Source organism: Halomonas sp. 707B3, from assembly GCF_024158645.1.
Classification (GTDB): domain Bacteria; phylum Pseudomonadota; class Gammaproteobacteria; order Pseudomonadales; family Halomonadaceae; genus Vreelandella; species Vreelandella lionensis.
Genome location: NZ_JAMZBE010000036.1, coordinates 17,368 through 28,869 on the forward strand (window position 1 = coordinate 17,368; position 11,502 = coordinate 28,869).

10 protein-coding genes are annotated in these 11,502 nt (G+C 57.5%); 6 read left to right on the forward strand and 4 right to left on the reverse strand.

The window, feature by feature from the left end; all coding sequences use genetic code 11:
- The first annotated feature begins 14 nt into the window (after positions 1 to 14).
- On the forward strand, positions 15 to 1,385 hold the full coding sequence (locus tag BIS10_RS07050; RefSeq protein ID WP_253503822.1) for an AmpG family muropeptide MFS transporter: 1,371 nt from the start codon (positions 15 to 17) through the stop codon (positions 1,383 to 1,385).
- An 18-nt stretch (positions 1,386 to 1,403) separates the two neighbouring features.
- Here the strand turns inward: BIS10_RS07050 and BIS10_RS07055 are convergent, their stop codons facing one another.
- On the reverse strand, positions 1,404 to 3,224 hold the full coding sequence (locus tag BIS10_RS07055; protein ID WP_253503825.1) for an SEC-C domain-containing protein: 1,821 nt from the start codon (positions 3,222 to 3,224) through the stop codon (positions 1,404 to 1,406).
- Between the two features lie 113 nt (positions 3,225 to 3,337).
- Positions 3,338 to 4,585, reverse strand: a complete 1,248-nt coding sequence (locus tag BIS10_RS07060) for an AarF/ABC1/UbiB kinase family protein (RefSeq protein ID WP_083024136.1) — start codon at positions 4,583 to 4,585, stop codon at positions 3,338 to 3,340.
- A gap of 186 nt (positions 4,586 to 4,771) precedes the next feature.
- Between BIS10_RS07060 and BIS10_RS07065 the strand changes: the two genes are divergently transcribed.
- The 5 genes from BIS10_RS07065 to BIS10_RS07085 all read left to right on the forward strand — a co-directional run bounded on the left by BIS10_RS07065 (position 4,772) and on the right by BIS10_RS07085 (position 10,647).
- Entirely contained in the window at positions 4,772 to 6,739 is a 1,968-nt protein-coding gene (locus BIS10_RS07065; RefSeq protein WP_083024137.1) for a DNA topoisomerase III, read from the forward strand.
- A 157-nt stretch (positions 6,740 to 6,896) separates the two neighbouring features.
- Positions 6,897 to 7,283, forward strand: coding sequence for a hypothetical protein (locus tag BIS10_RS07070; protein WP_083024140.1), 387 nt, complete (start codon positions 6,897 to 6,899; stop codon positions 7,281 to 7,283).
- A gap of 342 nt (positions 7,284 to 7,625) precedes the next feature.
- On the forward strand, positions 7,626 to 8,459 hold the full coding sequence (gene kynA, locus BIS10_RS07075; protein WP_083024142.1) for a tryptophan 2,3-dioxygenase: 834 nt from the start codon (positions 7,626 to 7,628) through the stop codon (positions 8,457 to 8,459).
- A gap of 61 nt (positions 8,460 to 8,520) precedes the next feature.
- Complete coding sequence (kynU, locus tag BIS10_RS07080; protein ID WP_253503828.1) at positions 8,521 to 9,765, forward strand: kynureninase; 1,245 nt, start codon at positions 8,521 to 8,523, stop codon at positions 9,763 to 9,765.
- Between the two features lie 117 nt (positions 9,766 to 9,882).
- Positions 9,883 to 10,647, forward strand: a complete 765-nt coding sequence (locus tag BIS10_RS07085; protein ID WP_253503831.1) for an alpha/beta hydrolase — start codon at positions 9,883 to 9,885, stop codon at positions 10,645 to 10,647.
- Between the two features lie 71 nt (positions 10,648 to 10,718).
- Here BIS10_RS07085 and BIS10_RS07090 read toward each other — a convergent pair whose 3' ends face one another.
- On the reverse strand, positions 10,719 to 10,958 hold the full coding sequence (locus BIS10_RS07090) for a hypothetical protein (RefSeq protein WP_253503834.1): 240 nt from the start codon (positions 10,956 to 10,958) through the stop codon (positions 10,719 to 10,721).
- Between the two features lie 64 nt (positions 10,959 to 11,022).
- On the reverse strand, positions 11,023 to 11,502 hold a 480-nt coding region (locus tag BIS10_RS07095; RefSeq protein WP_253503837.1), incomplete at its 5' end, for a S8 family serine peptidase.

Here is an 11,502-nt window from a genome sequence, read left to right on the forward strand (position 1 = left end):
GAGTACACCCTTACATGCCCACCCCGACTCCTCAGCGCAGTTGGCTGGCGGCGCTTGGTATTTACTGCAAAGCGCCTGTCATCACCATGCTGTTTTTAGGCTTTTCCGCTGGTTTGCCCTTTCTATTGGTGTTTTCGACGCTCTCCGCATGGCTACGTAGCGACGGGGTCGAAGTAGCTGCCATCGGTTTTTTTGCCTGGATCGGCATGCTCTACTCCATCAAATTCTTCTGGGCACCGGTGGTAGACCGGCTCGCGCTGCCTCTGCTCACCCGCGCTTTTGGACAACGACGCGGCTGGATGCTGTTGGCCCAGGGCATGATTGCCGCCGGTCTCATTGGCCTCGCAGGAGTAGACCCAATCGGCAACCTAGGCTGGGTCGCCGCCTTTGCGCTCTTGGTGGCATTTGGCTCCGCCACGCAGGATATTGCGATAGACGCCTACCGTATTGAATCCGCGGATGACGATGTCCAGGCGGCCATGGCCTCCACGTACATTATTGGCTATCGCGGCGGGCTGCTGGCGGCAGGGGCCGGTGCGCTTTATGTGGCATCGGCGGTATCGTGGAACGCGGCTTACCTGACCATGGCCGCCCTGGTGGGCATTGGCGTGCTTACCGTGCTGATTCGCCCAGAACCCAAGCGCGCTTCATTAACCGTGCAATTAATTCACGAACCCAAAGTGCGCGCCTTTATTCGCGCCAGCCGTGGAAAGCCCAAAACGTTGCGCCGCTTGGGCGCTTGGGTGATTGGAGCGATTGTGTGCCCGTTTACCGACTTCTTCCGCCGCTATGGGGTGAAGGCGATGGGTATTTTGGTGTTTATTGCCGTGTTCCGTATCAGCGACCTGGCCATGGCATCAATGGCCAACCCGCTCTATATCGACCTGGGCTTTTCACTGGCGACTATTGCCAACGTCACCAATATTTTCGGGATTGCGATGAGCATTGCAGGAGGCATTCTGGGCGGGCTGCTGGTGGCCCGTTATGGCATTGGCCCACTGCTGATTTTTGGCGCGGGGCTGGTGATGGTCACCAACCTGCTGTTTGCGATGCTTGCGCTGACCGGTAATCAGGTGCCGATGCTGGTAGTCACGATCATTGGCGATAACCTCGCCAACGGCCTTGCCAGTGCGGTGTTTATCGCGTTTCTTTCAAGCTTGACCTCACGGGCGTACACCGCCACGCAGTACGCGCTGTTTTCGTCGCTCATGACGCTACCGGGGAAATTCCTGAGCGGGTTTGGCGGGATCGTGGTGAGCGCTCAGGGTTATGCCACTTTCTTTGTGGTGGCCACAGTGCTCGGCTTACCCGCCATTTTACTGGCCATTTGGATAAGCCGAGATAAGCAACTAGTGCCTACTCCGGTTCCCGAGGCAGGCAGCTAAAAACAGTCAGCAAACAGCTCAGCGGTGGCTGGCTAACCAATCCAGCGCCCCTGGCGTGGTGCGCCACTGATCACGCATTAGCGTACGGTACTGCCATGCCTCTGCGCGCGAGCCGGGGTCCACCTGCCCATCGGCATGAGGCATGGAAGGCCGCGGGTTCTCGGCACATAGCAGCTCAAGCGCATGGCGGTTATGAGCAATCACCTCGGCCAGTGCGGTTTCAGCGGCTTCCTGCTGCTCTAACCGATACAACGCCAACGTACGCCCCATCAATAGCCCAAGCACTAGTGAACCGTCATCCTTTTGCGGCTCTTCAGTCAGCGCTAGCGCCTCTTTGTTGCGGTCGTCGCGCAGCAGTTGGTCAAGCACCAGCTCTTTCAGACCCAAGCTATCTTCCTGATCAATCGCCAGCAGCTCTTCGGCTAGCTCCCGGGAGTGTTGGCGCGCGCCACGCTCCATGCCGACGACCAGCGCCAAGCCGGTGCGCAGCAGCATGGCATTATCGGCGTCGTCCCAGCACAGGCTGCCGTCGCCCGCAGCACGGGCCTGTTCCAGCCAGCGTGAAAGGCGCAGCGCCAACGGTTCCAGCAGGCTGGGTGCCATCCACGGCAGGCTGCCAAATCGGCTGGTTAGCGCCAGCGTTAGGTCTTGCACCACCTGGGGCGCATCCAGCCACTCCGGATGGGCACACAGTTCCGACATCCACTCCACCGCGTTGCCCCAAGGGTCATCACGGAAGCCCAGCGCCACCTCTTCATCCACCATGACCTGGAACTGCTCGTGCCACGCGGCAAACAGCGTCTCTTCACGGGCGGTAGTGGTATAGTGCAGGCGGCCGGTCTCAGCATCCTGCTCAATGGAAAGCTTGGGAGCAATGGGCAGCGCCGCTAGCAGCGCCTGAAGCGAGACCAGCGGCGTCGCCATATCTTCTTCAGCGCTCAAAAGCTGGTCGGCTAGCGTTGCGCCGGGGTTATCTGCCAGAGCGGCCAGGAAATCAAGCTGGTCTTCATCTAGATCCCCCTGGCGCACCAACCGGCGATACCAGAAGTTAGCGCGCTCTTTGGCCTCTTTCTCATGGCCTTCATGGAGTAGCAGCATGGCTTCAATGTAGGCCAGCGTTGGCGAATCGGGCAGCGCCTGCTGAGCTTTGACGAACGCCGCACGGGCGCTGTCTAAATCATCGTTATCCAGGTGCATCAAGCACAGCCGCTCAAGCGCCACGCCGCGCAAAAACAGCGGCCCGCGCTCCATCACGTCGTCCAACAGGTCGGCACGCTTGCGGGTAAAACCACGTTCTTGATAGATATCCAGCAGGATTTCAAAAGCAGGCTCAGCCTGCTCTGGCAGGCGCGACCAGTCGCTGCCATCAAACAGCGACTCAAGAATCTGCATGGAACGGCCGGTTTGACCACTCTCTGCGGCAATCAGCCCAGCTTCTAGCAGCGCTTGTGGCGGTGCCTGCTGGCTATCTAGCGCCGCCTTCAGCGTGGCCCCCTTCCATTCGCGCAGCGAGAGCATCCACATCATCTGTTCAGGGATGTCGGTCGGGAAATTAACGCGGTAGCAGCACTGCTTATATTTACGTCCGGAATCGCACCAGCACGGCTCGTTGCGGCCAGGTGTTGCCAAGGGCTCGCTAGCAAAATCCAGCCGCTCTAGCGGAGTTTGCGACCATAGAATGGGCGCTAGCGCCTGTGCGGTGGCCACATCGCCGTTAAACGCCTGCGCGCCTTTGTCACGTACCCACGTCATAAAATCGGGGTAGTGTTCCTGCTGCCTGATTGCCGAGAGTGCCCCAGAGGCAAATCCCAGCAGTTGATCGACCCATACCGCCAGCATTGCCGTCTCCACTGTCTTCAAGACTATAAAATCTGTAAAACCGATTAAAAAGCGCAATAGTCTAGCATGGCTGGCGGGGCTACCGCAGCGGTCATCGCTTGGCAGGGCCTTGGCTAAGCAGTACGCGCCCAGCCCAGCAGCGGCTGAGTTCGGTCGTGCATATCTAAACGGGCCTTTAAGCGGACCAAGTTCCAGTAATGGCCGTTGAGCGCTCGAGAGAGCAGCAGCGTATCTGCCGGTGGCTGAAGGCGGTCCATGGCCGCCCACACTTTGGGGGTGAGCTCCCGCAGACGGCGGTGAACGCGCACATCGCTGAAATCCTGCTCACCGGGGGCAAACAGCGGCGTAATACACTCAGCGGACTCGCGATACAGCGCCAGCGGAGCGCCTTGGCCCTGGCGGCCGCCCATCTTCATCAGCGCGTCATCCATGGCCATTGGGTCTTGGGCCAGGGTAGCATCCAGCAGTTGCATCATGGCCTTTAGCCGCGCCTCGGGAACGGGAATCACTGCGCCCAAATCGTAAATCACTAAGCGGCCCTGCTCATCGCAGGCAAAGTTGCCTGCGTGGGGGTCAGCGTGCAGCTCACGGTAGGTAAATAGCTCCTCGGTAATCCAGTCCGCCAGTGCAACGGCCACTTTTTGACGGGTCGCGTCATCCGCGCTTTCTAAATCCCGTAGCGGGGTGCCGTCGACAAAGCGCATGGCCAATACGTGCTGGCCGGAGAGTTCAAACAGCGGCTCGGGGATCACCAGCGCTGGGTTATCTTGGTAGCGCTCCCGGTAACGGGCCAGCGCTTGGGCCTCGGCGTGGTAGTCCAGCTCGTCCCGCAGCCCGGCTGCCAACTCCTCAAACAGCGCATCTAGCCGTGCCTGAGGGACGTTGAACCAGCGCCCAAGTCCCATAATGCGCCTCACTTGTTTAAGGTCGCTCTCTAAAACCTCAGCAAGCCCTGGGTACTGCACTTTGAGCACCACGGTTTCACCTTCGTGGGTCACCGCCTTGTGCACCTGCCCCATCGAAGCGCTGGCAAAGGGGCGCTCTTCAATCTCGCGGAAGTGCGTTTGGATATCACCGTACTGCAGCACTAGCGCCTCGCGAATTTTCGGCCAGGGCATCGGCTCAGCCTGGCGTTGCAGGCGGGCCAACTCGTTGGCCAGCTCCGGCGGCAGCAGGTCATCCCACTGGGACATAATTTGAGCTAGCTTCATGGCCGGGCCTTTTAATTCAGAAAGCCCTTCAAACAGCGCCTCACCTAGCGCTTGCCAATCCGCTTGGCCGCCTAGCCGCGTTTTCAGCAGGGCACCACCCGTACGCGCACCCAGCCCAAATAAACGTCGTGTTCTTCCGCGCTCGCGCATAAAAACCGCCTCCCAGTGCTTTGCGACAGCTTACTCAATCCGATAATTTTATACAAAAACTATACATCACGAACGCACTAGACATGTTCTATACCTGTATAAATTTTCACTCCTAATCCCTCTATCAGCAGGGCAGGTTCTGCTAACATAAACGTCTGTTTTCTATATATGCCAGGGCCATACCGTATGCGTTTGATTATCGCTGAGAAACCCAGCCTCGCCCGTGCCATTGCCGATGCCCTGCCCGGCGGCGGTCAACGTCAGGAAGGGGCGATTATCTGCGGCGATACCACGGTGACTTGGTGCCTGGGCCACTTGTTGGAACAAGCTCCTCCTGAAGCCTACGACCCCGTCGATAAACAGTGGCGGCTCGACCGGCTACCCATCGTGCCCGGCACGTGGCAGCTCGCGCCGCGCCCCAAAGCCCGTGGCCAGCTAGCGGTGATTCGTAAACTGATCAAGCAGGCTACCAGCGTGGTGCACGCTGGCGACCCGGACCGCGAAGGCCAGCTGCTGGTGCAGGAGGTGATCGAGCATTTGAAGTACCGTGGCCCGGTGCAGCGGCTATTGATTAGCGACCTCAACCGCCCAGCGGTAAGCCGAGCGCTGGCCAGCCTGCGCCCGAATACGGAGTTTCAGCCGCTGTTTCAGGCGGCCCAGGCGCGCTCTCGGGCTGACTGGCTGTATGGCATTAATCTCACCCGCGCCTGGACGCTCACCGGCCGCCAAGCCGGGCACGATGGCGTGCTCTCGGTAGGCCGCGTACAAACCCCCGTGCTTGGGCTGATTGTGCGGCGGGACAACAGCATTCGTGATTTCAAACCCCATCCTTTCTACCCGCTTTGGGTAGATTTACAGGTGGCGCAAGGCCAGCTGCGTGCCTGGTGGGCTCCTAAAGCGCATCAACCTTTGGATGAGCAAGGGCGACTGATTGACCGCACGCCCGCCGATGCCCTGGCCGCTCAGCTACCCGGCGCACGCGGCACGCTCACCACATTAGACCAACAGGAGAAGCGCCAAGCGCCACCGCTGCCCTACTCGCTTTCTGCCTTGCAGGTAGATGCCGCCCGCCGCTTTGGGCTTTCCGCGCAGATGGTGCTGGATATTTGCCAGCGGCTTTACGAGCAGCACAAACTGATCACCTACCCCCGCTCAGACTGCCGCTACCTGCCGGAGGAGCACCTAGCGCTTGCCCAGCGTAGCCTCTCCGGTGCTTGCCAGAATGACGACACGTTACGAGGTTGGCTCAACGGGGCCGACTTTACCCTGCGCTCGAAAGCCTGGAACGATAAGCAGGTGGGCGCGCACCACGCCTTAGCACCGACCGGCAAGCCCGCCGATTTCAGCCAACTTTCCGCCACCGAAGGCCATGTGTTTCGACTGATCGTGCGCAACGTGATGGCGCAGTTCTACCGACCGCTGCGCACTTTTGAAGTGAAAGCCGAGTTCACTCTGCTGAACGAAGCCTTCCGCGCTCGCGGCCAAAGCATTCTCGACCCCGGCTGGAAGCCACTGTTCACCACCCGCGAAGACACCCCGCCGCTACCGCCGCTCACCCAAGGCGAAACCTGCCAAGCACTCGCCGCAGGCGTGGAGGAAAAAGAGACCCGGCCACCAGAACCGTTCACCGATGCCAGCTTAATCAAAGCAATGATGAACATTGGCCGCTACGTGGACGACCCAAACGTGCGCCGCACTCTGCGCGACACCGACGGCCTGGGCACCGAAGCCACCCGCGCAGGCATTATCGAAACTCTGGTGCAGCGCGGCTACCTGGTGCGCCAGCAAAAAGCCCTACGCGCCACCAAACTCGGCTGCGCACTGATCGCCGCGCTGCCTAGCGCCGTCAGCACACCGGAACGCACTGCCCTCTGGGAGCAACGCCTGCGAGCGATCTCTGAACAGCAAGACGACCCCAACGCCTTCCAACACGCGCTGCTGGAAGACTTACGCGCCCTACTAAGCCAAAGCGACGCGGCCAAACTACGCCACAGCCTACAAACCGCCCAAGGCGAAGTTGGAGGCCCCGCCAAACGCAGCGGAGCCACTAAGAAAAGCTACACACGGCGTAAAAGTACCGGCAGTAAGAAAACTACGGGGAGTCGAAGTAGTGCAGCAGGTAAGCGGAGTACGGGAAAGAGGCGCAGCAGCTAGGCACTTGTTGTTAAATAAATAGCCAAGCCAATTTATTGAAATCAATCAAGGTAACGGTATAAAAGCATCCTAAAACGCAACAACATAGCTATCCACCTCTTCTCAACTATACTTCTTGCGGGCCAAGTGGCCCTGCACCTCGAAAGGAGGGCGCGTTATGCACATTTCAAAAGAAGCTATCCCTGTCCAGTTAGACGTACCTGGAGCAGTCGCCCGACAGCAAACCGACTTTGGAGACGTAACAGGGTTTGGGAAAATGGGTGCTGAATACTTCTCCTTTGGTTCCGGCACTGATATCACCGAACTGCTGCACGGCCTTGAGGGGGACAGTTGCCAATGCCCGCACTGGGGTTATGTCGTCAAAGGCGCTATCACTGCGCTATTCTCTGACCACAGCGAGGAAACCTCGAAGGAAGGTGATTTGTTTTACTGGCCACCTGGGCACAGCGTTCGTGCGGAAGAGGATACGGATATCGTGATGTTCAGCCCACAACATGAGCATGGTTTGGTTATCGACCATATCAAGCATAAGCTCGCTATTTAAACTCTCCTGCAACATGCGGCAATCAATCAACCTGCTTTCGCTCTTAGGCATGTGGCACTCTTAGCATTAAAACGCCTCAATTTGAGTGAAAGCAGGGCTGAGCTCAATATCGCCACCACCATTATCAAATTGACTGTTCCTTTAGCGGAACTCTATGAAGTCACCCTGCCCCTACCCACCCAATCAAAATATAATCTGTCTACAGCGATGATAAACCACGTTTTGGCCTCCGCAGACTTTGATTGAAAGCGTACTCAATCAGAGACTTAAACTGGCGACTGACATATTCTGGGATCTAAGCGAGCCGAACGTACAAACATCAATAAGCAAGGCAGGCTAACTATGCAACTCCCCAATAACAACGATGATCACGAAGCCATTCACTGGGACCAGGACATTAGCTACGGTCAATATTTAGACCTTGAGCCACTCCTGGCCTGCCAGAATCCATTATCCAAAGAGCACGACGAACTGCTCTTTATCGTGATTCATCAGGTCTCGGAGCTTTGGATCAAGCTCTGCCTACATGAAGCACACGGGGCGGCTGCGTATATCCAGCAAGACAATCTTTCTCCAGCCTTCAAGATGCTAAGCCGGGTTTCCCGCATACAGGAGCAGTTAATCAAAGCCTGGGAAGTGCTGGTAACCATGACTCCGGCGGATTACGCCAGCTTTAGGGACAGCCTAGGCCAAAGCTCGGGATTTCAATCGTATCAGTACCGCGAAATCGAGTTTCTGTTGGGCAACAAGAATGCCAAACTAATCGAAGCGCACCGCTCTAGACCTCAGCATTATCAAAAACTTCAGAAAGTGCTGAACGCGCCGAGCCTTTACGACATTGCACTGCAGCTGCTAGCGCGACGGGGGTTTGCTATTCCGCAAGAGAAAATCGAGCGCGATTGGAGCATTCCCTATACCGCCAGTAGCGAGGTGGAAGCAGCCTGGAGCGCGATCTATCACAACAGTCAAAAGCACTGGGATCTCTATGAGCTTGCCGAGAAGTTGGTAGATATTGAATTCAACTTCCAGCGCTGGCGTTTTAACCACATGAAAACGGTGGAGCGCATTATTGGTTACCGGCGCGGCACCGGGGGTACGGCGGGAGTCAACTATCTGGTCAAGGCGCTGGATTTACAGTTCTTCCCTGAACTGTGGAGCGTCAGAACGTCTATTTAACGGCGACGCCTAGCCCACCCTGAACTGAACGTGATGGCATTCGATTGTCTGGAGAATGGATATGAGCTTAAGCCTCAACGGTGTAACCCTGGCAAGCGTTCGAGAGCGCGACCAACAAGACCCGCTGGCCCACTTCAAACAGCGCTTCGCCCTGCCCGAAGGCGTGCTTTACCTGGATGGTAACTCCCTGGGCGCCCAACCAATGGCGGCCAAGCAGGCCGTCACTAATACCCTAGACCAATGGCGCGACGAGTTAATCAAAGGCTGGAACCAGGGCTGGTTCGATGCACCAGAGCGCCTGGGCAACCTATTGGCTCCGATTATTGGCGCCAGGCACGGCGAAGTGAGCGTTACCGACAATATCACTTTGAATATCTTTAAGTTACTAGGGTATATCTGGCAGCAACGACCGGCGGAGCGGCAGGCAGTGCTGTCCGAAGGCGGCAACTTCCCCACCGATGGCTATATTGCTCAAGGCTTTTGCAGAGTAAGCGGTGCTGAGCACAGTTTTCTGCCCGAAGATGGAGATCTGGCTGCACACTTGGATGGTGTGGCAGTAGTGGTGCTTAGCCAAGTGAACTACCGCACGGGCAAGCTCCGCGATATAGCCGCTACTACGAAGCTGATTAACGATCACGGTGCCGAAGTGATCTGGGACCTTGCCCACTCGGCAGGTGCTCTGCCTATTGACCTTAACGGCGCGGGGGCACGCTATGCGGTGGGCTGCACCTATAAGTATCTGAATGGCGGCCCTGGTGCTCCGGCGTTTCTCTATGTCCATAAAGATGTGCAAGACGGCGGCTGGCAGCCGCTTTCCGGTTGGCACGGTCACGCCTCGCCGTTTGCGTTTGATGCCGATTACGCCCCTGCTGGCGATATTTCTCGTTTTCGCACTGGCACACACTCCGCCCTTGCCTACACAGCGCTCGAAGCCTCGCTTTCTCTATGGGCCGAAGTAGATATGCAGGCACTGCGCGATAAAAGTCTGGCTATGAGTGAGCTGTTCCGCGAGTGCCTAGCCGACAGTTTGGAAGCCCACGGCATTAAAGATATGACACCAGCGACCAGTGAGCGCGGCAGCCAAGTATCGCTGATCGACAGCCAACATGGTTACGCGACCGTTCAGGCGTTGATTGCCCGCGGTGTCATTGGTGACTACCGGGAGCCGGGATTAATGCGCTTTGGCTTTGCACCGCTTTATCTGAGCTTTGAAGATGTTTGGCAGGCCGCTCATCATTTCCGTGCCGTGTTGAAAAGCGGCGAATATCAGAACTCACAGTTTCACGTGCGCAGCGCCGTGACCTAGGCTCTGTCTGAAAAGTCGGCGAAAAGACGGAGTTTACATGTTGTAAATGAGTACTTTGAGCCGATTTTTAACGCCGTATGGCCGAGCGCAGCCAGTTTTCAGACAGAACCTAAGACCATGATGAGCAGAATAAGCCAGGATCTAGCCTACTCTCCCAGTCACTTTGCCCGTGATTTTGAAGCCACCCTCGCGCGCCAAGCCGCTGCTGGGCGAGATCTTATTGCACGTCATCAGCCCATTGCGTTGCAGGTTGGCGATGCCCCAGCGGCTTGTTTTAATCTTTTTATGCCTGAGGTTAGTAACCCAAGGCCACTCATGGTGTTTATCCATGGTGGCTACTGGCAGGAGCTGGATAATACCTCCACTGATTTCCTAGCTGAGCGTTATTTGGCACGCGGCATGGCTTTTGCCTCGCTGGGCTACGGCCTAGCGCCGCACAACGCTATCGATACGATGATTGACCAATGCGTCCAAGGGTTGGCAGTCGCCTATCGTGCGCTTACCGACAATGGTGGCGTAGGCCCCATTCTGCTGGGTGGCCACAGTGCTGGTGCCCAGTTAGCCTATTGGGTGGCCAAAAGAAGCCAACTACCAATCAAACAGCTGCTGTTGGTCAGCGGTGTTTATGATTTAACGCCGCTAGTAACTACCTATATAAACGAGCCACTCGGCCTCACCCCAGCCAAAGCGCACGCACTTAGCCCTCAGTTTGCCGAGCTAGACCACTTGCCGCCCAGCCAAGTGGTCATTGCCGAACACGACCCACCCACCTTTCGCCAGCAAGGGATTGATTTTGTCACAGCGCTTCGCGCAGCTAACGTACAGACCGAGTTGATTGACCTACCGGGCTGCGACCACTTTGATGTGCTGGAATATCTCTAGGAAAGTATCGGCGGCTCAACACTCAGGCCGCCCCTTTCCATTGGCGATTTACAGCGAACTGACAGCTATTATCACCAGGTTTGATCCGCCTCCGGCGGCCCCAGGTCAATTTGCATATCCGGCGCGATATCCACCACGCCTTTCACCTTTTTCAGCCGCTGCGCAGTGGCATCGTCTGCCGTGCCTGTAATGCAGCCTATCTCCTTGAGCACCTCACGGATGGTGAGCCCTTCGGCAGTGAGGCGCGTGGCGATGTCATCAATCGGCTGATCGCTGGAAATCGTGATCAACCATAGCGCGACCGTTGCCATTGAACGTATCTCCACAGGTCGTGCGCTGGGCGTTTGGAAAGAACCGCCCAGCGCGGCGTGATGGTTAAGGGGCTTGTACCAGCCCTACGCCCACTTGGGTGTCAGGCAGTGGCAAAGGTTTGGCTGACGCTACTAACTGCTCCCACAGCTTACGCCCACGTAGGGAGGCATCTGACTGCGCCCAGAGCGCTGCACAGCCCGCCACGTGCGGCGCGGCCATGCTGGTGCCGCTAATCGATTTATGTCGCGTAGGCCGAGGCCACGACGAAAAAACATCTCGGCCAGGGGCGGCAATTTCGATTTTGCCATGATTGGAAAAGTTGGAGGGCGATAAGTTGGGATCTAAGGAAGCCACCGACATCACCGTGGGTGAATTGGCCGGTGCCCCCGTTTGTGTGGCGGCATTCCCCGCTGCGGCAATCACCAGGCAGCCGTTACGCAGCGCCGCCGCCCCGGCATGTGTGTAGGCGGCTTGCACCGGACTTTGGCTCCCTAACGACATCGAAATCACTTCGCAGCGGTTGGCAATCGCCCAATTCAAACC

Bases quoted from the DNA above. Each gene is read 5' to 3' on its own strand.
- BIS10_RS07085 (WP_253503831.1), top strand. From the start codon at position 9,883: ATGATGAGCAGAATAAGCCAGGATCTAGCCTACTCTCCCAGTCACTTT.
- kynU (WP_253503828.1), top strand. From the start codon at position 8,521: ATGAGCTTAAGCCTCAACGGTGTAACCCTGGCAAGCGTTCGAGAGCGC.
- kynA (WP_083024142.1), top strand. From the start codon at position 7,626: ATGCAACTCCCCAATAACAACGATGATCACGAAGCCATTCACTGGGAC.
- BIS10_RS07070 (WP_083024140.1), top strand. From the start codon at position 6,897: ATGCACATTTCAAAAGAAGCTATCCCTGTCCAGTTAGACGTACCTGGA.
- BIS10_RS07055 (WP_253503825.1), bottom strand. From the start codon at position 3,224: ATGCTGGCGGTATGGGTCGATCAACTGCTGGGATTTGCCTCTGGGGCA.
- BIS10_RS07050 (WP_253503822.1), top strand. From the start codon at position 15: ATGCCCACCCCGACTCCTCAGCGCAGTTGGCTGGCGGCGCTTGGTATT.
- BIS10_RS07065 (WP_083024137.1), top strand. From the start codon at position 4,772: ATGCGTTTGATTATCGCTGAGAAACCCAGCCTCGCCCGTGCCATTGCC.
- BIS10_RS07060 (WP_083024136.1), bottom strand. From the start codon at position 4,585: ATGCGCGAGCGCGGAAGAACACGACGTTTATTTGGGCTGGGTGCGCGT.
- BIS10_RS07090 (WP_253503834.1), bottom strand. From the start codon at position 10,958: ATGGCAACGGTCGCGCTATGGTTGATCACGATTTCCAGCGATCAGCCG.